At 65.0% G+C, this 23,512-nt stretch carries 4 protein-coding genes; 3 read left to right on the top strand and 1 reads right to left on the bottom strand.

Features of this window, described 5'->3' with window-relative positions:
- Window positions 1–99 precede the first annotated feature (99 nt).
- The 3 genes from ACOZJV_RS06575 to ACOZJV_RS06585 all read left to right on the top strand — a co-directional run bounded on the left by ACOZJV_RS06575 (window position 100) and on the right by ACOZJV_RS06585 (window position 4,147).
- Window positions 100–621 carry a sigma-70 family RNA polymerase sigma factor gene (locus tag ACOZJV_RS06575; RefSeq protein WP_421547141.1) on the top strand — a complete coding sequence of 174 codons (522 nt, stop codon included), beginning with the start codon at window positions 100–102 and terminating at the stop codon, window positions 619–621.
- Window positions 618–1,631: a FecR domain-containing protein gene (locus ACOZJV_RS06580; RefSeq protein ID WP_078471529.1), complete on the top strand. Its 1,014-nt coding sequence runs from the start codon at window positions 618–620 to the stop codon at window positions 1,629–1,631. Before ACOZJV_RS06575 ends, ACOZJV_RS06580 begins: the two co-directional genes overlap by 4 nt.
- Before the next feature lie 83 nt (window positions 1,632–1,714).
- Window positions 1,715–4,147 (top strand): TonB-dependent siderophore receptor, encoded by a 2,433-nt coding sequence (locus ACOZJV_RS06585; RefSeq protein ID WP_421547142.1) that lies wholly within the window; start codon window positions 1,715–1,717, stop codon window positions 4,145–4,147.
- A 95-nt stretch (window positions 4,148–4,242) separates the two neighbouring features.
- On the opposite strand, the gene ACOZJV_RS06590 is transcribed toward ACOZJV_RS06585, so the two are convergent.
- The gene (locus tag ACOZJV_RS06590) at window positions 4,243–23,490 is read right to left on the bottom strand and encodes an Ig-like domain-containing protein (RefSeq protein WP_421547143.1); all 19,248 of its coding nucleotides are present in this window, start codon (window positions 23,488–23,490) and stop codon (window positions 4,243–4,245) included.
- Window positions 23,491–23,512: the final 22 nt, after the last annotated feature.

Genomic DNA, 23,512 nt, shown 5'->3' on the forward strand with positions numbered 1-23,512 from the left:
AACGGCGGGCCTTTTTGGTTTTTGTTGCGGGGCAATGGCAACGATCTATATGATAAGCATTATCATTCATGACCTCCCCTGCCCCGGTATCTCCCCGCCATGCCTTCAAGCGCCCAAGTCAGTGCCTGCGATGTGACCGAGCTGTATCGGCAACAGCACCAATGGTTGAAAAACTGGCTACGCCTGCGGTTGAACTGCTCCCACAGCGCGGCGGACCTGGCCCAGGACACCTTCCTGCGCTTGTTGAACAAGCCTGAGCCGGTGGAGATCCAGGCCCCGCGCAGCTTTCTGGCCAAGGTCGCGAAAAGCGTGCTGAGCAATCACTACCGGCGGCAGAAACTGGAACGTGCCTATCTGCAAGCCTTGCAGGCGGTCCCGGAACAGTTGGTCCCCGATCTGGAAACCCAGGCCATCCTCCTCGAAACCCTGTTAGAACTGGACGCCGTGCTCGAACGCCTGGAGCTGCCGGTGCGCAAGGCGTTCCTCTGGTGCCAGCTCGATGGCCTGAGCCTTGGGGAAATTGCCGAGCGCCTGGAGGTTTCCGTGACGACGGTGAAGCGCTACATCGTCAAGGCGGGAGCCCTGTGCATCATGCTCGACGACAGCCTGGACCTGGTTTGAGCCCGCCGCTGCCCACCCGCGCCGGCGCCGAGGCCCAGCCGATTACCGCGGCCATCGCGGAACAGGCGATGCAATGGCAGCTCGACCTGCAGCAGCCGCCCATCAGCGAGGCCACCCTGACCGCCTGGCGCAACTGGCGCCAGGCCCATCCGCTGCACGAAAAAGCCTGGCTGCGGGCCGAAGCCTTTGCCCAGCGCATGGACCAGGTGCGCCAGCAAGGCCACAGCGCCCTGGCCAGCGCCACCCTGGGCCCGAGCCTGCGCCCCACCCTCAGCCGCCGCACTGCGCTCAAGCAATTGGGGGTGCTGCTGGCCGTCGGGGCCGGGGCCTGGAATGCCCGGGACCTGGCGCTGGTGCAGGACTGGAGCGCCGACTACAGCACCCGCGTCGGCCAGCAACGCCGCCTGACACTGGTCGACCAGACCCGGGTCCAGCTCAACACCGACAGCGCCATCAAGCTGCGCTTCGACCAGGACCTGCGCCGCATCAGCCTGCTGCGTGGGGAAATGCTGGTGACCCTCGACCGCCAGTCCGGCCTGCCGCCCCTCAGCGTGGACACCGCCGAGGGCCGCATCGAAACCGTGGCGGCTCGCTTCAATGTGCGCCAGGCCGCCGGCGTCACCCTGCTCGGGGTCTATGAGGGCAGCGTGCAGGTGCAACCGCGCAACCCGGGGCAGCCGGCCCTGACCCTGAACGCGGGCGAGCAGCTGCGCTTCGATCGCCAGGGCCTGCTCTCGCGGCAACCCCAGGGTGCGTCGCAGCCGGCCTGGAGCCAGGGCATGCTGGCGGCCCAGGGCCAACGCCTGGCGGACTTTCTCGAAGAACTGGGGCGCTATCGCCCCGGCCACCTGGGGTGCGATTCGAGTCTGGCCGACCTGCCGGTCTCGGGCACCTTTCCCCTGGCCGATACCGACCGTGTCCTGAATGCGGTGGCCGAGACCCTGCACCTGGAAGTCCGCCCCTTCACCCGCTATTGGGTGACCCTCAAGCCCCGCACCCTGGCCGGCTGACATTTATTTTGCTCAAGGGTGGTCCGATTTGCTCGCTCGCGAGACTTAACCCCCAGAACACTGACATTCATGGGGATCCACACATGCAACTCGTCGTACGCAAGGGCCGGGGCTGGCACGTTTCACTCAAGCAAAACCTGGCGGGCGCGGTCGCCCAGGGCCTGGCCTGCATGACCACCGCCAGCGTGGTGCTGCTGGCACCGACCTGGGTCCAGGCTGCCGAACAGGCGCAACAGGATTTCGACATCCCCGCCGGCAGCCTGGCGAGTGCCCTGACCCGCTTTGGCCAGACCGCCCATATCCTGCTGTCGTACCCCACGACCCTGACCGACGGCCAGCAGAGCGCCGGACTCAAAGGGCGTTTTGACATCGACTCAGGGCTGGCCCTGCTGCTCGCCGGCACCGGCCTGCAAGCGACTCGCGACGCCACGGGCAACTACTCGTTGCAGGCGCGCAAAGCCGGCGACAGCAGCCTGGAACTGGGCGCGGTGTCGATTTCCGGCAAGGCGCCGGGGTCGACCACCGAAGGCACCGGCGAGTACACCACCTACTCTTCCAGTAGCTCCACGCGCCTGAACCTGACACCCCGGGAAACCCCGCAATCGATCACGGTCATGACCCGCCAGCGCCTTGACGACCAGAACCTCAGCACCCTGACCGACACCCTGGAAGCCACCCCCGGGATCATCGTCACCCGCGACGGCCTGGGGGCGGAAACCGACAGCTACTGGTCCCGCGGCTTCGCCATCCAGAACTACGAGATCGACGGCGTGCCGACCAACACCCGCCTCGACAACTACTCCCAGAGCATGGCCATGTACGACCGGGTCGAAGTGGTGCGTGGCGCCACCGGCCTGATCAGCGGCATGGGCAACCCGTCGGCGACCATCAACCTGATCCGCAAGCGCCCGACCCGCGAGGCCCAGGCCAGCATCAGCGGCCAGGCCGGGACCTGGGATCGCTACGGCGGCGGCCTCGACGTCTCCGGTCCGCTCACCGACAGCGGCAATGTGCGCGGGCGCCTGGTGGCCGACTACAAGACCGAAAGCGCCTGGGTCGACCGCTTCAAGCAGCAGACACAACTGATGTACGGCATCAGCGAGTTCGACCTCAGCGAAGACACCCTGCTGACCCTGGGCTTCAGCTACCAGCGCACCGATGTCGACTCGCCGCTGCGCACCGGCCTGCCGACGCGCTTCAGCAGTGGCGAACGCACCGACTTCAGTCGCTCGACCAACACCTCGCCGACCTGGTCCTACAACGACCACCAGCAGACCAGCTACTTCGCCTCCATCGAACAGCAACTGGGCAACGGCTGGAGCGGCAAGGTGGAGTTCACCCACGCCGAGAACCAGTTCGACGAGCTGTTCAACTTCGCCATGGGTTCGGTCAACAAGGACGGCAGCGGCCTGACCCAACTGCCGGTGCGTTTCTCCGGCACCCCGCGCCAGGACAACCTCGACCTGTACCTCACCGGCCCCTTCAGCCTGTTCGGCCGCGAGCACGAGTTGATCGGCGGCGTGACCTTGTCCCAGTACAAGGAAAGCACCCCGAGCTGGGGCGGCTGGCGCTATGACTACGCCGGCTCACCGGCCGGCCCCATCGACAATCTGTTCGACTGGGATGGCCACTCGCCCAAGCCCAGCCAGAGCGTAAGCGGCAAGTCTTCGATCGATGAAAACCAGTACGCCGCCTACCTGACCTCGCGCCTGCGCCTGACCGATGACCTGAGCCTGATCCTCGGCAGCCGGGTGATCAATTGGAGCAGCGACACCTCCGACCGTCCATACGGCGGCGACGAAACCAAGGTCAAGCGCGAAGAAAACGGCGTGTTCATCCCTTACGCCGGGGTGGTCTACGACCTCGATGACACCTGGTCGGTGTACGCCAGCTACACCAGCATCTTCAACCCCCAGGCGTCCTGGGTGCGCAGCGAAGACAACAAGCCACTGGAGCCGATGCAAGGCAAGGGGTATGAGATCGGCGTCAAGGGCAGCCACTTCGACGGCCGCCTGAACTCCAGCCTGGCGCTGTACAAACTGCAGCAGGACAACCTGGCGATCTGGCAGCACGACAACGTCTACAGCGCCGAGCAGGACACCACCTCCAGGGGCGTGGAACTGGAGTTCAACGGCGAACTGGCCGAAGGCTGGCAGGCCTCCGCCGGCTACACCTACTCGGTCACCACCGACGCCGACGACCAGCGGATCGTCACCGGCCTGCCGCGCAACAGCTTCAAGACCTTCACCAGCTATCGCCTGCAAGGCCCGCTGGACAAGCTGACCGTGGGCGGCGGGGTCAACTGGCAGAGCAAGGTCGGCGGCGACCTGCACACCTTCACCCAGGGCAGCTACGCGGTGACCAACCTGATGGCGCGCTACGACATCAGCCGCAACCTCAGTGCCTCCCTTAACGTCAACAACCTGTTCGACCGCACCTACTACAGCAACGCCGGTTCCTACGGTAACTACGGCGCGCCGCGCAACCTGATGACCAGCTTCAAGTACAACTTCTGACCCGCAACGATCGGCAGCGCGCCCAGCGCGCCACCGGCCATTAAAAACCCGCCTTTCGCAGCTGCGATCGGCGGGTTTTTTATGCCGGCGTGGTCTCAGACCACGGTCAGTTGATGGTTGGCGAGCAAGGTGGCCAGGTCCGTGTGCACGTTCTGCAAGGTGGCCAGGGTGGCGCTGCTGTAGGTGCTGGCGCTGCCATCGCGGTCGATGCTGATCACGGTATTGGCCCCGCTCTGGGTCACTTGCAGGTAGTTGCCGATATTGCCGGCACCGGCGCCCAGGGTGGCGACGCCGCCCTGGTAGCTGGCGCTGCCATCGCCGCTGTAGCCCACCAGCAACGCATGCACGTCCAGGCGTTGGGTGCCGGCGGTGCCCTCCCAGGTGCCGACCTTGAAGCCATTGACGATATCGCTGCCATTGCCCCCGGTGTTGTTCGCCGAAGCCCCGGCCAGCACGTTGTACAGCAGGGTGTCGTGGCCGCCGTGGGTCAGGTTGAAGGTGTCGTTGCCACCCCGGCCCTCGAAGGTGTTGTCGCTGCCGCTGTCGGTGAAGGTGTCGTTGCCCGAGCCCCCGGCCAGGCCTTCGATGTTCTTGAAGGTGGCGGTGTTGAAGCCGGTGTTCTGCGCGGCCGCGTTGCTCAGGTCGATGGTCAGCGCAGTGCTGCCGGCCAGCTTGTAGTCGACGATGTCGGTGCCCAGCGTACTGTTCCAGACCGGGGTGCCGGCGATGGTTTCCCAACCGCCCGAGCCGCTGTAGGTGTTGGTGCCGGGCCCGGCAAAGAACGTGTCGTCATAGCCGCTGCCGACAAAGGTGCCGGTGGTGCTGTCGGTGCTGGCGTCGGCGGTCAATACATAGGCGTGGGTCGCCGCGCCAGGGGTCAGGCCGGTCCAGGTGCTGTTGACCGTGGTGCCCCCACCCAGCCCGGCGACCCCGGTGACGCTGCCCTCGCCGCCGTCGATGCCGACAATCGCCGCCTTGACCAGTACTGCGGTGTAGGTCATGGCCGGGTTCAGGCCATAGAAGTCGACGATGCCGCGGTCATCGGTGGTGCCGTAGCCGTACTGGCCATTGAGGATCCGCGTCTCCACCAGGGTGCCGCTGCTGTCGTAGAGGTTGACGGTCTGCGAGACGTAGGTGTTGTGCCCCGCCGGGTCTTCGATCTTCAGGTGCAGGCTGGTGCCGGCGGCGATCACGTTGGGGTTGACCACCAGTACGTCCTGGCCATTGGCGTTGATCAGCAGGTCCTGGGAGCCGTCGTAGTTGAAATCCGCGGCTACCGCACCGGTGATCGAGGTCGCCGTGGCGACGCTGCTCACACTCAGCAGGGTGCGGCTAAAGGTCGGCGCGGCGCCAATGCTGGCCGTGGTGTTCTGCCAGTACTCGTAGCTGGTCTGCAGTTTCAGAGTCGTACTGTCGGTCAGGTTGTCCTGGAACTCGAACACATCGAGCTTGCCGTCGCCATTCCAGTCGGTATTGAGGGTGACACCGCCGGCCAGGGTGCTGCTGGACAAGGTAGTGGCCAGGGTGAAGTTGCCCGCGCCGTCGCTGGTGTACACGCTGCTGGCGGTGCCCGCGGTACTGGTCTGCCCCAGGAACAGGTCGAGTTTGCCGTCACCGTTGAAATCGGCGACGTCCATGCTCTGGGTGCCGGGCGGGTAACTGGAGGTGTTACCGGCCGATGCGTTCACGTGGTAGAGCACGTTGGTGATGGTTTTCAGAGTGCCCGCCGCCGTGCTCGCGGCCAATGCCGAAACCAGGCCATTGCTGCTGGTCAGCAACACCGTGAGGTTGGTCACCGCACCGCCGAAGCCGCCCCAGAATTGCCCCAGCAGATCGACCCGGCCGTCGCCGTTAAGGTCGAACGCCCCTATGTCCTCGTTGATGTTGCCGTTGCTGGTGCTCCCGCTCAGCGGGTCGCTGGTACTCCCCAGGTCATAGCTGGTGAAGGTGCCGTTCTTGTTGTTGAGCTCGTAGACCCCGGAGTTGTCGGTGTACTTGTCGCCGCTGACGAGGTCGATGTAGCCGTCGTTGTTCAAATCGATACCGACCTGCCCGCCCCAAGAGATCAAGGTGCCATAGCTGTAGTTGAGCAGTGTGTAGCTGGCGCCGTTACCGTTGTTGATGAAGTCGTTGTTGCCCTGGGAGGTATTGGCTTGCTCGGTCATCACCGACAGGTTGCCGCTGCGGTTGATATCCAGCAGTTGCACGCTGCTGACCTTGCCCAGTTGCCCGGTGCCCGAGCCTTCGGTGTACAGCAGGGTGCCCCTGAAATTATTGATGTTGCTGCCATTGCTGGCGAGCTGGGTGTAGATGCTGGTGGCATTGAAGTAGTCGAACAGGCCGTCGTTATTGACGTCGCCCACGGCCATGCCCATGGCACTGATGTTCGAGGTTTCGCCGGTGACCGTGGTGGTGCCGGTGGGCGGCGACAATACCGTCAGTTCATTGGTGCTGTGGTCCTGGACCGCCACCGAGCCGTCACTGTTGAATATCGCCGCGACCACCTCATAGGTGCCGCTGGTCAGGGCATTGGCGTTGGGCACCTGGACGTACCAGGTGTTGTTGGTTGGGTCGACCACCACCGCCCCCGTGGCCGAGCTGTAGATGACGCCGTTGAGCATCACCTCCAGGTGCATGCCGCTGGCGAGCGCATAGGGGATGGTGCCGCTGATGATCGGCGTGCTGTCGAGGATGCTCTGGGTGTTGACCCCCACCGAGGCACCGGCACTCGAGGACGCCAGGAGCAACTGGTCGTTGCCCAGCAAGGTGGCAAGGTCGGTGACCACGCCGCTGAGGGTCAGCAGGATATTGGAGGCGCCGAAGGTGCCGCTGCCGGTCAGGTCGACCGACACATAACTGTTGCTCCCATCATTGCTGACGCTCAGGTAATTGTTCAGTGCTTGGGAGGCCGCATCGAGCACGAATTTGCCGCTGATGGCGTCCTTGTAGACATAGGCGGTGCCGATGTAGCCGGACAGCAGACCACTGAGGTCGATCACATCGGCGGTGGCGCTACTGACCAGATTACCGACCACAAAACCGCTGGCCAGGTCGCTGCCATTGCCGCCGGTGGCATTGCCGCCGGTGGCATTGCCGCTGTTGAGCAGGTTGTAGACCAGGGTGGCATGGCCGCCGGTGCTGCCGAGGACGAAGCTGTCGTTGCCGCCACGGCCCTCGAACAGGTTATTGACCAGGGCCGTGGTGCTGGCGGTGAAGGTGTCGTTACCTGAGCCGCCGCGAAGGCCCTCGATGCTGGTGAAGGTTGCGGTGTTGAAGCCGGTGCCCTGGGCCGTCAGGGTATTGAGGTTGACGTTGATTGCGGTACTGCCGGCCAGCATGAAGTCGACCACGTCCTCGCCACCGGTGGCGCTCCATACCGGCGTGCCGAAGCGCCCATTGCTCCAGCCGCCGGAGCCGTTGTAGCTATCGGTGCCGGCGGTGGCAAAAAAGGTGTCGTTGTAGCCGGTGCCGACGAAGTTGCCGTTGGCGTTGTTGCTGCCGGTCTCGGCCGACAGGACATAGGCGCTGGTGGCCGCGCCCGCGACCAGCCCGGTCCAGCTGGCGTTGACGCTCTCGATGCTGTTCCCTCCTTCGCTTGCCAGCCCGCCGACATCGGCCGATACGCCGCCCAGGTTGCGCAGCAGTACCAGGGTGTAGGTCTGGCTGGCGCTCAGGCCATAGAAGTTGACGATCGACGAGCTGTCATTGGTGTTGCTGCCCGACTGCGGGTTGATCATTTGCGTACCCACCAGCTTGCCGCTGGAGTCGTACAACTGCACGGTGTTGCCGTAGTAGGCGGTCAGGCCGTTGGCATCGAGGAGGCGTAGATGCAGGCTGGTGCCGTACTGCACCACGTTGGTGTTCTGAATCCAGCGGGCGCTGGTGTTGCCGGTGCTGAAGTAGAGCAGGTCCACCGCGCCATCCCAGTTGTAGTCGGCGGCAACCGCACCGCTGACGTTGCTGATGGCGGTGGCCAGGATGCTGGTGGCAAAGGCGGTACCGCTGCCGTTGTTGGTGTAGAGGTTGATCGACGACGAGGCTGCACCGATGTTCGGCAACTCGATCACGTCCATGGCGCCATCGTGGTTCCAGTCCACCGCCAGCGAGGCGCCACCGTTGAGGTTGTCGCCAAAGCCCAGGGGGCTGGCGCTCAGGCTGCCGGCCTGGTTGTTGAAGTACAGGCGGCTTTCGTTGGCGGTGGCCGTGGTGCCGTCCGAGCCGATCAGGCCGGAGTTGAGGTACAGATCCATGTAGCCGTCGCCATTGAAGTCGGCCCAGGTCATGGAAATGGTCTGGGAGTTCTCCACCGGGCTGGCAAACACACCGGCCAGGGTCGCGGTGACGCTGAGGCTGCCGGTGCCGCTGTTGCTCAGCACCACCAGGGTGTTGTTGCTGGCGTAGGCCGGGTTGTTCTGGTGGAACACCAGGTCGACCGTGCCGTTGTTGTTGATATCGACCCCCGACAGTTGCGAATACGGCTGGCCGGTAGTCGAAGAGGCGCCGCCGGTGGCTGGGGTCTGCACAAAGTTGCTGTCCTTGATCAGCACCCCGGCGTTGTTGACCAGCAGTTGCGAGTCGATGCCGCCGGACGCATTGGCATCCCCCGGAAGGGAGGAATCGCCATAGGCCAGGTCGATGTACCCGTCGCCGGTCTTATCATAGGCCACCACCGTACCGTGCCCGTCATAGACGCCGCCGCTGGCGCCACTGATCTGGAACGCGGTGTAGCTGCTGCCGTTGTAGGTCCAGGACTGCTGACCGTCGGTGTAATTGAAGTCGACGCCCAGCACATCCATGAAGCCGTCGCGGTTGTAGTCAACAAAGGTCACGTTGTTGACCGAGGTGGCGGTGGTGCCGCTGGCCAGGGAGGTGGCGCTGTAGCTGGTCAGCCCCGTGGAGTTGTACACCGACAGGTTGCTGTAGAACTCCCACAGGCCATTGGTACCCAGGGTATAGGCGGTGCCCTTATTTTCAGTGTCACCCGCGGTATTAGCGCCGCCCCAACCGGTGTTGGCCAGGGGCGCATGATCATTGGCGCTGACCACATCGACCTCGGTAGTGGCGCTCAAGCGCGAACGGTTGCCGGCCGCGTCCACCTGCATCAGGGCCAGGTGATAAGAGCCGGTCGCCAGGCCGCTGGCACTCAGGCTCCAGCTGCCATCGGCAGCCACCGTGGCGCTGCCGATCAGGCTGTCGATGCCTTCGGAGTAGACCCCGTCATTGTTTACGTCGTTGACCAGCAGCACCGTGTCGCCCGCACTGCCGGTGTGGCTTTGCGCGCTGGTAAAGGTCATGGATGTGTTGGTGGTGACATGGTCACCCGGCACCCCGCTGTCATAGGCACTGCCCAATGCGGGTGCCAGCAGGCTCTGCACCGGCGCGACGGTATCCACCGTGACCAGTTGCGAGGCGGTGACGCTGCCGATGTTGCCGGCCAGGTTGAAACTGCGCAGTTGATAGGTGACGGAACTGGCGTGGCTGATGGGGTCGAGGTAGCTCCAGGTATGGGTGCCGGTGTTGACCGTGGTGCTGTTCCAGGTGCTGCCGCCGTCGCTGCTGATCTGCAACACGTCGCTGGCCAGCAGCGTGCCGCTGTAGGTACCGGATACGGTAAGCGAGGTGTCGCGGGTCACCAGGTCACTGTTGGTGCCGCTGTTGGTGGTGCTGGCGGTGCCTGCGGCCAGCGCCGAGTTGGTGTCGGTACTGACACTGGACACGGCCAGGGCGGTGACGGCCGGGCCGGTGGTGGAAATCAGCACCGCCTGGGTTCCGGCGCTGCTGGCGTTGCCCGCGCTGTCGACCACCCGCGCCTCAAAGGTGTAGCTGCCGGCCGCCAGGGTATTGCCGGTGTTGTCCAACTGGTAGGTCGTGCCGCTGACCAGGGTTGCGTTCTGCCAGGTGCTGCCGCCGTTGAGCGAGATCTGCAGCGCCTCGCCACTGCCCAGGGTGCCGCTGAGCGTGGCGTTGACCAGCAAGGTCTGGTCATTGGTGATGAAGTCGCTGGCACTGGTGCCGGCATCCTGGCTGATGGCGCTGATGGTCGCGGTGGCGGTTGGCGCGACACTGTCGATCACCAGGCTTTGGGTCGCCAGGTTGCCGATATTGCCCGCAGCGTCGATCACCCGAGCCTGCACGCTGTAAGTGCCGTCGGCCATGCTGTTGGCGCTGTTGTTGAAGGTCCAGTTGGTGCCGGTGGTACTTGCGGCCTGCCAGGTGCTGCCGCCGTCGAGGCTGATCTGCACGCTTTCATTGGCCCCCAGGACCGCGCCCAGGCTGCCGTTGAACACCAGGCTGTGGCTGGCGGTGACAAAGTCGCTGCTGCTGGTGCCGCTGTCCGGGCTGACCGAGGTAATGAGAATGCTCTGGGCCGGCGCGCTGGTGTCGATGACCAGCGTCTGGTTGGCGGTCAGGCCAATGTTGCCGGCGGTATCGAACACCCGCACCTTGATGTTGTAGTTGCCATCGGGCAACGCGCTGCCGGTGTAGTCGTAGCTCCAGGTGGTGCCGGAAACGCTGGCCACCAGGTAGGTGCTGCCGCCATCGATACTGAACTGCACGCCCTCGCCCGCCGCCAGGGGCGCGCTGAGGGTGCCCTGGAACACCAGGGTGTTGTCGCGGGTGATGAAGTCGCTGGCACTGGCGCCGGTGTCGTTGGTGATCGACACGATGCTGGGGCTGGCAGTGGGCGCCACGGGGTCGACGATGACCGTCTGGCTGGCGCTGTTGCCCAGGTTGCCGGCGCTGTCGATGACCTGGGCAATCACGCTGTAGCTGCCGCTGGCCAGGCTGCTGGCGCTGTTGTCGTAACTCCAGGTGTTGCCGCTGACCAGCGCAGTGCGCCAGGTGCTGCCGCCATCCAGGCTGATGCGCACGCTTTCGCCACTGCCCAGGGCCGCGCCCAGGGTACCGCTGAACACCAGGGTGGTGTCGCTGGTGTTGAAGTCGCTGCTGCTGGTGCCGGTGTCCTGGTTGATGCTGACGATGGCGATGCTTTCGGTTGGCGCAATGGTGTCCACCACCAGCACCTGATTGGCAGTGGCGCCCTGGTTGCCGGCGCCGTCCACCACCCGTGCCTTGAGGTTGTAGACCCCATCGGCCAGCACGCTGGCGCTGTTGTCGTAACTCCAGGTGCTGCCGCTGACCGTGGTATTGAGCCAGGTGCTGCCGCCGTCCAGGCTGACCTGGGCAATATCGCCACTGGCCAGGGTGCTGCCCAGGGTGCCGCTGAGCACCAGGGTGTTGTCGCTGGTAATGAAGTCGCCGCTGGTGCCGGTGTCGCTGCTGACTGCGACGATGCTGATGGTTTCACTGGCCGCCGGCGCAGTGGTGTCCACCACCAGGGCGAAGCTGCCCGAGGTGGTGCCCTTGTTGCCGGCGCTGTCGGTAATCGCGGCGGTGTAGCTGTAGGCGCCTTCGGCCAGGGTGCCGAGCTGATAGGACCAGGTACTGCCGCTGACGCTGGCGTTGCCGAGCAAGGTGGCGCCCTGGTAGATCTGCACCAGGTCGCCGGCCTGCAGCCCGCTGACCACACCGTTGAGCTGCGGCGTGGTGTCGTTGGTGCTGCTGCCGCTGCCGAAGTTGCCGACTTGTTGCAGCACGTTATCGGTGTAATTGCTGATGGCAACGCTGTTGCCGCTGGTGGGCGCGCTGGTGTCGATCACCACCACCTGGGCGTTGCTCAGGCCGGGATTACCCGCCGTGTCCAGCACCCGGGCCTGGAAGCTGTAGCTGCCATCGGCCAGGACACTGGCGCTGTTGTCGTACTGGTAGGTGCTGCCACTGACCAGGCTCGCGGTGTGCCAGGTGCTGCCGTTGTCCAGAGAGATCTGCAGCGACTCGCCACTGCCCAGGCTGCCATTGAGGGTGGCGTTGACCAGCAGGGTGTTGTCGTTGGTGATGAAGTCGCTGGCGCTGGAGCCGCTGTCGTTGCTGATCGCGGTCACCGTGGCCGTGGCACTGGGCGCACTGGTGTCGATTTGCAGCCCGTGGCTGACCGGCACGCTGCTATTGCCGGCGCTGTCGATGATGCGCGCCTGCACCGTGTAGCTGCCGTCGGCCAGGACGCTGGCGCTGTTGTCGTAACTCCAGGTGCTGCCGCTGACCGTGGCGCCGACCCAGGTGCTGCCGCCATCCAGGCTCAGTTGCACGCCCTCGCCGCTGGCCAGGGCACTGCCCAGGGTGCCGCCAAAGTTCAGGCGGTTGGCCGAGGTAATGAAGTCGCTGCCGCTGACGCCGGTATCAGGGCTGAGGCTGTTCAGGGTGATGCTCTCGACCGGGGCCGTGCTGTCGATAACCACCGCCTGGCTGCTGGAGGTTCCGGGATTACCGGCGGCGTCCACCACCCGCGCCTGGAAGCTGTAGCTGCCATCGGCCAGGCTGACGCCGCTGTTGTCGTAGCGATAGGTGTTGCCGCTGAGCAGGCTCGCGGTGTGCCAGGTGCTGCCGTTGTCGGTGGAGATCTGCAACTGATCGCCGCTGCCCAGGGTCCCGGAGAGGTTGGCGTTGATCAGCAACGTGTGGTCGCTGGTGAGGTAGTCGCTGGAGCTGGAGCCCGTGTCGCTGGTGATTGCACTGATGCTGGCGGTGGCGCTGGGGGCCGTGGTGTCGATCACTACATTCTGGCTGCTGATCGCACCGATGTTGCCAGCCGCGTCGACGACGCGGGTCTGGAAGCTGTAGCTGCCATCCGTCAGGCTGGTGCCCGTGGCATCGTACTCATAGGTACTGCCGCTGAGCAGGCCACTGTTGTGCCAGGTCGCGCCGCCATCAATGGAAATCTGCAGCGATTCTCCAACCCCCAGGGTGCCGCTCAATGTGGCATCGACCAGCAGGGTGCTGTCGTTGGTGATGAAGTCCGTGGCGCTGCTGCCGCTGTCGTGGCTGATGGCACTGATGCTGCTGGTGGCGCTGGGCGCGCTGCTGTCGATCAGCAGGTTCTGACTGGCCTCCTGGCCGATATTGCCGGCGGTGTCCACCACCCGGGCGAGCAAGGTGTAGCTGCCATCGGCCATGGCATTGCCGCTGTTGTCATAACTCCAGCCTGTGCCGCTGACACTGGTACTGACCCAGGTCCCCCCGCCGTCGAGGCTCAATTGCACGCCCTCGCCCGCAGCCAATGCCGTGCCCAGGGTGCCACTGAAGACCAGGGTGTGATCGCTGGTAATGAAGTCGCTGGCGCTGCTGCCGGTGTCGCTGCTGACGGAGGTGATAGCGAGGGTTTCGCTGGCCGCCGGGGCCGTGGTGTCGATACGCAGGGTGTCGCTGGTGGTCTGCTCGACGTTGCCAAAATCGTCAATGATCCGGGCTTGCATGGCATAGCTGCCATCGGCCAGGGTCTGGGCCGTGTTGTCGTAGCTCCAACTGGTGCCGAGGCTGGTGCCGGTGTGCCAACTGGTTCCGCCGTCCAGGCTGACCTCCACATGCTGGTTGGCCGCCAGGGGCGAACCCAGGTCGCCGGAAATGATCAGCGTCGGGTCGTTGGTCACGAAGTCCTGATTGCTCAAGCCACTGTCATTGCTGATGGTGAGGATTTCGATCAGGTTGCCGCTGGCCGCGCTGCTGTCGATGACCACGGTCTGGGCCGCCAGGCTGCCGACGTTGCCGGCGGCGTCGATGACCCGGACAAATACGGTGTAGGTGTCGTCAGGCAACACATTGGCGGTGTTGTCGTAGGTCCAGCCCGCGCCATTGACCTCGGTAGCGTGCCAGGTGCTGCCGCCGTCGAGGCTGATCTGCACGCTCTCACCGGTGGGCAGGTTGGTGCTGAGGGTGCCGAAGAACATCAGCGTGCTGTCGTTGGTCTGGAAGTCGTTGCCGCTGATCCCGCTGTCCTGGGAGATCGAATCGATACTGACCAGCGCGGTCGGCGCGGTGGTGTCGACCACCAGGTTGTGGTTGGCAACCTGGCCGACGTTTCCGGCGGCATCCACCACCCGGGCCTGCAGGGTGTAGCTGCCATCGGCCAGGGTGCTGGCACTGTTGTCGTAGCTCCAGCTGCTGCCGCTGACGCTGGCGTTGAACCAGGTGCTGCCGCCATCCAGGCTCAGTTGCACGCCCTCGCCGCTGGCCAGGGGGGTGCCCAGGCTGCCGCTGATCAGCAAGGTGTTGTCGCTGGTGACAAAGTCGCTGCCACTGCTGCCGGTGTCGCCGCTGATGGCGGTAATTGCCAGGGTTTCACTGGCGCTTGGCGCCGTGGTGTCCAGGGTCAGACTGAAGTTGCCAGAAGCCGTACCGAGGTTGCCGGCGCTGTCGACGATCACCGCGTGATAGGTCGTGCTGCCTTCGGTCAGGCCGCTCAGTTGGTAGGTCCAGGTGCCAGCGCTGATGCTGGCGGTGCCGAGCAGGGTGCTGCCTTGGTAGACCTGCACGCTGTCGCCGCTGTTCAAGCCGCTGACCGTACCGTTGAGCAACGGCGTGCTGTCGTTGGTAAAGGTGCCGTCGCCGAAGCTGCCGACCTGGGGCGCAACATTGTCGGTGTAACTGACAATGGCCAGGCTGTTGCCGCTGGTAGGCGGCGTGGTATCGACCACCAGGGTCTGGCTGGCCAGGCTGCCGATATTGCCGGCCAGGTCTATCACCCGCGCCTGCAAGGCGTGGTTGCCATCGGCCAGGACATTGCCGGTGTTGTCGTAGCTCCACTGGGTGCCGCTGCTGCTGGCCGCCAGCCAGGTGCTGCCGCCGTCGAGGCTGATCTGTACCGACTCGCCGCTGCCCAGCGCCGAGCCCAGAGTGCCGCCGAGCACCAGGGTCGGGTCATTGGTGATGAAGTCACTGGCGCTGAGGCCCGTGTCCTGACTGACGGTGTCGATGCTGATACTGGCCGTCGGCACGCTGGTGTCGATCAGCACATCCTGGCTGCTGACCGGGCCTTTGTTGCCGGCGGCATCCAGGACCCAGGCCTGGGCATGGTAGGTGCCGTCGGCCAGGGCCGTGCCGGTCAGGTCCAGGCTCCAGGTGGTGCCGACCACAGTGGCGGTGGCCGGGTTGAGCCCGCCATTGAGCGCCAGTTGCACGGTCTCGCCAACGCCCAGAGGGGCACTCAGGGTGCCGCTGATCAGCAGCGTGTTGTCGTCGGTGATGAAGTCGCTGGCACTGGCCCCGGTGTCGCTGCTGATGCTGCCGATCACCAGCCCCTGGGTCGGCGCGCTGGTGTCCACCGTCAGGCTGAAGCTCGACGATTGGGTGCCGAGGTTGCCCGCCGCATCGCTGATGGCCGCGTGCAAGCTGTAGCTGCCCTGGGCCAGGGTCGGCAGGCCATAGGTCCAGACGCCACCGGTGACCGTGGCATTGCCCAGCAGCGTGGCGCCTTGATAGATCTGCACGCTGTCGCCGCTGTTCAGTCCGCTGACCGTGCCGTTGAGCAGCGGCGTGGTGTCGTTGGTGCTGCTGCCATCGCCGAAGTTGCCGACCTGGGGCGCTACGTCGTCGGTGTAACTGCTGATGCTGACGCTGTTGCCGGTCAATGGCGCGCCTGTGTCGATCACCACGGTCTGGCTGGCCAGCGGGCTGGTGTTGCCGGCGAGGTCGGTGACCCGTGCGGCAAACTGATAGGTACCGTCAGACAGGACCTGGCTGCTGTTGTCCAGGGCATAAGTGCTGCCGCTCACCAGGCTCGCCGTCTGCCAGGTGCTGCCGCCGTCCAGGCTGATCTGCACCTGTTCGTTGCTGGCCAGGGTACCGTTGAGGTGGGCGTTGATCACCAGGGTGTTGTCGGCGGTGATGAAATCGCTGGCACTGCTCCCGGTGTCGCCGCTGATGGCCGTGATGCTGGCCGTGGCGGTCGGCGCCAGGCTGTCGATCTGCACCAACTGGCTGGCGCTCTGGCCGATATTGCCGGCGCTGTCGATCACCTGCACCTGAATGCTGTAGCTGCCATCGGCCAGGTTCTGCGCGGTGTTGTCATAGCTCCAGTTGGTGCCACTGACGGTGGCGCTGCTCCAACTGACGCCACCGTCCAGGCTGATCCGTACCCCCTCTCCCGCCGTCAGTGGCGCCCCCAGGCTGCCGTTGAACAGCAGCAGGTGGTCATTGGTGATGAAGTCATTGCCGTTGTCGCCGCTGTCGCGGGTAATCGCCAGGATCGAAATGCTTTCACTGGCCGCTGGCGGCGTGGTGTCGACCACCAGGGTCTGGCTGGTGATTTGGCCGATATTGCCGGCCGTGTCGATCACCTGAACCTGCACTGCGTAAGTGCCATCGGCCAGGGTGTTGGCGCTGTTGTCATAACTCCAGGTGCTGCCGCTGGTGTTGGCGGTGACCCAGGTCACGCCGTTATCGAGGCTGATCTGCACCGATTCGTTGCTGGCCAGCGGCGCGCCGAGGCTGCCGTTGAACACCAGGGTTGGATCACTGGTATTGAAGTCTGTGGCACTGGCGCCGGTGTCGCTGTTGATCGCGGTGATGAGCACGGTTTCGCTGGCGCTGGGCGCGCTGCTGTCGATCACCAGGGCCTGGCTGGCGCTCTGACCGATATTGCCCGCCAGGTCGATCACCCGTACCTGCACCGTGTAATTGCCATCGGGCAACGATTGCCCGGTGCCGTCGTAACTCCAGCTGGTGCCGGAGACCTGGGCGTCATGCCAGGTGGCGCCGCCATCGGTACTCAGTTGCACGCCCTCGCCGTTGGGCAGTGTCAGGCCCAGGCTGCCGCGATACAGCAGGGTGTGATCGCTGGTGATGAAGTCGCTGGCGCTGGCGCCGGTATCGCGCGCGATCGAATCGATGCTCAGGGTCTCTCCCGCCAGCGGCGCGGTGCTGTCGATGACCACGCTCTGGCTGGCGCTCTGCCCGAGGTTGCCGGCGCTGTCGATCACCTGCACCTGCACACTGTAGGTGCCATCGGCCAGGGCATTGGCACTGTTGTCAAAACTCCACTGGGTGCCGCTGACACTGGCGCTCTGCCACGTGGCGCCACCGTCCAGGCTGATGCGCACGCCCTCGCCCACCGCCAGCGCCGTGCCCAGGTTGCCGTTGAACACCAGGCTATTGTCGCTGGTGATGAAGTCGCTATTGCTGATGCCGCTGTCGGTGGTGATCGAGGCCAGGGTGATGGTTTCACTGGCCAGCGGCGCGCGGGTATCGACCACCAGGCTCTGGCTGGCGGTCTGGCCGATATTGCCGGCGGTATCGATCACTTGGACCTGCACGCTGTACGTGCCATCGGCCAGGTTGTTCGCCGTATTGTCGTAGCTCCAGGAGTTGCCGCTGACCGTTGCGTCATGCCAGGTGCTGCCGCCGTCCAGGCTCAGGCGCACGCCCTCGCCCGCCGCCAGGCTGCTGCCGAGGTTGCCGTTGAACAACAGGGTGCTGTCGTTGGTGATGAAGTCGCTGCTACTGCTGCCGCTGTCGCTGCTGATCGAGGCGATGGTGATGGTCTCACCGGCCGCCGGTGGCGTGCTGTCGATCAGCACATTCTGGCTGGCGCGCTGGCCGATATTGCCGGCGCTATCGATGACCTGCACCTGCACGTTGTAGGTGCCGTCGGCCAGGGTATTGGCGCTGTTATCAAAACTCCAGGCGGTGCCACTGACGGCCGCCGCGTGCCAGGTGACGCCGCCGTCCAGGCTGATGCGCACCGACTCATCCGGACTCAGGGCCGCGCCCAGGCCACCGTTGAACACCAGGCTACTGTCGCTGGTGATGAAGTCGGAGGCACTGGCACCGGTGTCCGTGACGATCGAGATAATGGTGACCGTCTCGCTGGACGCCGGTGGCGTGGTGTCGATCACCAGCGCCTGGCTCGCGCTTTGACCGATATTGCCTGCCGTATCAACCACCTGAACCTGCACGGTGTAAGTGCCATCGGCCAGGGTGCTGGCGCTGTTGTCGTAGCTCCAGTTCGTGCCGCTGACCGTTGCGACTTGCCAGGAGGTTCCGCCATCCAGGCTGATACGCACGCCTTCATCCACCGCCAGGGCCGTGCCCAGGGTGCCGCTGAATATCAAGGTGTTGTCGCCGGTGATGAAGTCGCTGCTACTGCTCCCGGTATCGCTGGTAATCGATGCGATGGCGATGGTTTCACTGGCCGCCGGGGCGCTGCTGTCGATCACCAGGGGCTGGCTAGCGGTCTGGCCGATATTGCCGGCGCTGTCGATCACCCGCAGCTCAATGGTATAGGTGCCGTCAGGCAGCGGCTGGCCGATACCGTCATAGCTCCAACTGGCGCCGGAGAGCGTCGCGTCGTTCCAGGTGACGCCACCATCGACGCTCAGTTGCACACCCTCGCCACTGGGCAGCGCCGTGGCGAGATTGCCGAAGTAAAACAGACCGTGGTCGCTGGTAATGAAATCGCTGGCGCCGATCCCGGTGTCGAGGAAAATCCCGGCGATACTCACCGTCTCGCTGGCCGCTGGCGCCTGGGTATCGACCACCACCGTCTGGCTGGCGCTTTGGCCAAGGTTGCCGGCACTGTCGACCACCTGCACCAGCAGGTGGTAGGTGCCATCGGCAACCGCAATGGCGCTGTTGTCATAACTCCACTGGGTGCCACTGACAGCGGCCGCGTGCCAGGTCAGGCCGTTATCCAGGCTGAGGTAAACCCCCTCGCCCGCCGCCAGGGCCGTACCGAGGCTGCCACTGAGCACCAGGGTGTTATCACCGGTGATGAAGTCGCTGCTGCTGGCGCCGGTGTCGGTGGTGATGGCATCGATGCTGATGGTTTCACTGGCGACCGGAGGCGTGCTGTCGATCTGCACATTTTGGCTCGCACTCTGGCCGATATTGCCGGCGGTATCGATCACCTGCACCTGCACCGCATAAATGCCATCGGCCAGGGTGTTGCTGGTGTTGTCGTAGCTCCAGGCGGTGCCGCTGACCGCCGCGTCATGCCAGGTAGCGCCGCCGTCCAGGCTGATACGCACGCCCTCGCCCGCTGCCAGGGCAGTGCCCAGGGTGCCGTTGAGCACCAAGGTGTTGTCGCTGGTAATGAAGTCGCTGCTGCTGGCGCCGCTGTCGGTGGTGATGGCGTCGAGGCTGATGGTTTCACTGGCGCTGGGGGTCGAGGTGTCGATCACCACGGCCTGGGTGCCGGCCGGGCTGGGGTTGCCTGCCGCGTTGATGACCCGGGCTTCGAACAGGTAGCTGCCGTCGGCCAGGGGGCTGGCGGTATTGTCGAAGGCAAAGGTACTGCCGCTGACCAGCGCCGCGTCGTGCCAGGTGGCGCCGCCGTCCACCGAGATCTGCACCTTGTCGCCCAGGCCGGGGTTGAGTGTTCCGGTCAGGGTCGCGCTGACCACCAGGCTGGAGTCGCTGGTCAGGTAATCGCTGGTGCTGCTGCCGGTGTCCGAAGTCACGGCACTGATGGCGGCGGTCGCCGTCGGCAGCAAGGTGTCGACATAGGGTGCGCTGGTGGACGCGCTGCTATTGCCGGCGGCATCGGTGGCGATGGCGCTCAGGCTGCCGCTGATCTGCGGTGTGCCCGAGGTGGTGGTGTAATGCCCGGTCCCGTCGACCAGCGCGGTGCTGGTGCTGCCGTCGGGGTAAGTGATGGTCACCGAACTGCCCGCCTCCGCCGTGCCGGAAACGCTCAAGGTGCCGTCAGGATTGGCGCTGACACTCTGGCTCGGCGCCAGGGGTGGCGCAGTGTCGGTGTAGCCGGAGGTGGTGGAGGCACTGGTATTGCCTGCGGCATCGGTGGCACTGACCGCCACACTGCCGCTGGTTTGCGGCGTGCCCGAGGTGGTGCTGTAGTGGCCCGTGGCATCGACCAGGGCCGTGCCCGAGGTGCCATCGGGGTAGGTGACGCTGACCGTACTGCCGGGTTCCGCCGTACCGCTGACTGTCAGCGTGCCGTCCGGGTTGCTGGAGATACTTTCGACCGGTGCTAGTGGCGCGGTGGTATCGATATAGCTACTGGCGTCCGCGGCACTGGTATTACCCGCGGCATCGGTCGCGGTGACGCTTACCGTGCCGCTGGTCTGCACGGTACTGGAGCTGGTGCTGTAGTGCCCCGAGGCATCGACCAGCGCCGTGCCCGAGGTGCCATCGGGGTAAGTAACGTTTATCGTGCTGCCCGGTTCGCCGCTGCCGGCCACCGTCAGCGTGCCATCAGGATGGGTGGTGAGGGTCTGGCTGGGCGCTTGCGGCGCCGTGGTATCGGTATAGGCGCTGGTGGTCGGCGGGCTGGTATTGCCCGCCACATCGGTGGCGCTGACCGACACATTGCCGCTGCTTTGCGCCGTGGTCGAGGTGGCGCTGTAGTGCCCGGTGGCATCGACCAGCGCTGTACCCGAAGTGCCATCGGGGTAGGTGACGCTGACCGTGCTCCCAGCTTCCGCCGTACCGCTGACTGTCAGCGTGCCGTCCGGGTTGCTGGAGACGCCCTCGCTCGGTGCCTGTGGCGCAGTGGTGTCGGTATAGGTACTGACCGCTGCCGCGCTGGTATTACCGGCAGCATCGGTTGCGGTGACGCTCACCGCGCCGCTGGTCTGCACGGTACTGGAGCCGGTGCTGTAATGCCCGCTGGCATCGGCAACCACGGTGCTTGAACTGCCATCGGCGTAGGTCACCGTGACCGTACTGCCCGGCTCGGCGCTGCCGGAAACCGTCAGCGTGCCATCAGGATTGGTGGTGAGGGTCTGGCTAGGCATTTGTGGAGCGTTGGTATCGGTATAGACGCCGGTGCTCGGCGCACTGGCATTGCCCGCCGCATCTGTCGCGATAACGCTCACGCCACCGCTGCTCTGTACCGTGCTAGAGCTGGTGCTGTAATGCCCGGACGTATCGGCGACCACGCTGCTTGAGCTGCCATCGGCGTAGGTCACCGTCACTGTGCTGCCCGGCTCCGCAGTGCCGGTGATCGCCAGCGTGCCGTCGGGATTGGCCGTGATGGTTTGAGTCGGAGATTGCGGGGCCGTGGTGTCGGTATAGACGCTGGTGGTCGCGGCGCTGGTATTGCCCGCCGCATCCGTTGCTGTGGCGCTGACGCTGCCGCTGCTCTGCGCCGTGCTGGAACCGGTGCTGTAGTGCCCCGAGGCGTCGGCGACAACGGTGCTTGTACTGCCGTCGGCATAGGTCACCGTCACCGTGCTGCCCGGTTCCGCCGTGCCGCTTACCGTCAGCGTGCCGTCGGGGTTGGCCGTGACGGTTTCAGCCGGAGATTGCGGGGCGTTGGTATCGGTATAGACGCCGGTGCTCGGCCCACTGGCATTGCCCGCCGCATCTGTCGCGATAACGCTCACGCCACCGCTGCTCTGTACCGTGCTGGAGCTGGTGCTGTAGTGCCCGGACGTATCGGCAACCACGGTGCTTGAGCTGCCATCGGCGTAGGTCACCGTCACCGTGCTGCCCGGCTCCGCAGTGCCGGTCACCGCCAGCGTGCCGTCGGGGTTGGCAGCGATGGTTTGAGTCGGAACTTGCGGTGCGCTGGTATCGGTATAGGTGCTGACGTCCGTTGCGCTGGTATTGCCCGCCACATCGGTGGCACTGACCGACACATTGCCGCTGCTTTGCGGGGTGCTCGAGGTGGTGCTGTAGTGCCCCGAGGCATCGACCAGTGCCGTGCCCGACGTGCCATCGGGGTAGGTGACGTTTATCGTGCTGCCCGGTTCCCCGGTACCACTGACCGTCAGCGTGCCGTCCGGGTTGCTGGAAACGCTTTCAATCGGTGCTTGTGGCGCGGTGGTATCGGCATAGGTGCTGGCATCCGCTGCGCTGGTATTACCTGCGGCATCGGTCGCGGTGACACTCACCGTGCCGCTGGTCTGCACGGTACTGGAGCCGGTGCTGTAGTGCCCGGTGGCGTCGGCGACCACGGTGCTGGAACTGCCATCGGCATAGGTCACCGTCACCGTACTGCCCGGCTCGGCGCTGCCGGAAACCGTCAGCGTGCCATCAGGATGGGTGGTGAGGGTCTGGCTGGGCGCTTGCGGCGCCGTGGTGTCGACATAGGTACTGGTAGTCGCCGTGCTGCTATTGCCCGCCGCATCAGTCGCGGTGACGCTCACGCTGCCACTGCCTTGGACCGTGCTGGAACTGGTGCTGTAGTGCCCCGCCGCATCGGCGACCACGCTGCTTGAGCTGCCATCGGCGTAAGTCACCGTCACCGTGCTGCCCGGTTCTGCCGTGCCCATGACCGTCAGCGTGCCATCGGGGTTGGCCGTGAAAGTTTGAGTCGGAGATTGCGGGGCGCTGGTGTCGGTATAGGTGCCGGTGGTCGCGGTGCTGGTATTACCTGCCGCATCGGTACTGGTGGTGGTGACGCTGCCATTGCCTTGTACCGTACTGGAGCTGGCGCTGTAGTGCCCCGAGGCATCGGCAACCACGGTGCTTGAGCTGCCATCGGGGTAGGTCACCACCACTGTGCTGCCCGGTTCCGCGTGGCCGGTTACCGTCAGCGTGCCATTAGGGTTGGCCGTCACGGTTTCAGTCGCAGGTTGCGGAGCGACCGTGTCAGTGAAGACGCTGGTGGTCGCGGTGCTGGCGTTGCCCGACACATCGGTCGCGGTGACGCTCACGTTGCCGCTGCTTTGGACCGTGCTGGAACTGGTGCTGTAGTGCCCCGTGGCATCGGCGACCACGGTGCTTGAGCTGCCGTCGGCGTAGGTCACTTTCACCGTACTGCCAGGTTCTGCCGTGCCCGTGACCGTCAACGTGCCATCGGGGTTGGCGCTGACGGTTTGAGTGGGTGGTTGCGGCGCCGAGGTATCGACATAACCGGTGGTGGCCGAAGTGCTGCTATGGCCACTGCTGTCCGTGCTCTGCGCACTGACCGGGCCCGACGGCTGATTGGGCCCGGAGGTAACGCTGAAGTGGCCATCGCTGCCCACCAGCACGCTACTGGAACTGCCATCCGGGTAGGTCACCCGTACTGTGCTGCCGGCGGGCGCCGTACCAGCCACGGTCAACCCGCCGTCGGCATTGCCTTCCACACTGAACACAGGCGCCGCAAGGGGCTCCGGGCCCTGCGCTGCCGGGTGTTTGTTGCTGCTGGCATTACGCCCCGCGAGCGCGGCGGCACCGGCCCCGGCCAATGCCAGCCCACCGACGATCCAGGCCAGGGTCGACAGGTCGAAATGGGCGTAGACCAGCAACGGATCAATCGAGTCGATGGGCACAAATCGCGCGCTCACCAGGCCATCGTCGACCGACTCCATCTGCAACAACTGCTTGCCGTCCTGCAGCACCAGTTGGTTTTGCTGAGGCCCCTGGGTCGGGAAAAACCCGTGAACCTTGATCACCGCTCCGGATGCCAGGGTCAAGTTCAGGCTGTCGCCTTCACGCACCACTTGGTGCAGCTCACTGCGTTTGCCTGTCAGGCGGATAACCGACGGCCCGTGCAACGACACTTCCTGCCCGACCACCGACAGCTGTTTTTGAGTGGCTTTATCGATAATGGAAATTGACATGTCCACTGGATCTACCTCGTTG

Origin of the sequence: Pseudomonas sp. QD4, from assembly GCF_049199125.1 — a bacterium.
In the GTDB taxonomy this organism is placed as follows: domain Bacteria; phylum Pseudomonadota; class Gammaproteobacteria; order Pseudomonadales; family Pseudomonadaceae; genus Aquipseudomonas.

What these genes read in the sequence shown, in the direction of transcription:
- ACOZJV_RS06575 (WP_421547141.1), top strand. Translation starts at nt 100, where the DNA reads ATGCCTTCAAGCGCCCAAGTCAGTGCCTGCGATGTGACCGAGCTGTAT.
- ACOZJV_RS06585 (WP_421547142.1), top strand. Translation starts at nt 1,715, where the DNA reads ATGCAACTCGTCGTACGCAAGGGCCGGGGCTGGCACGTTTCACTCAAG.
- ACOZJV_RS06590 (WP_421547143.1), bottom strand. Translation starts at nt 23,490, where the DNA reads ATGTCAATTTCCATTATCGATAAAGCCACTCAAAAACAGCTGTCGGTG.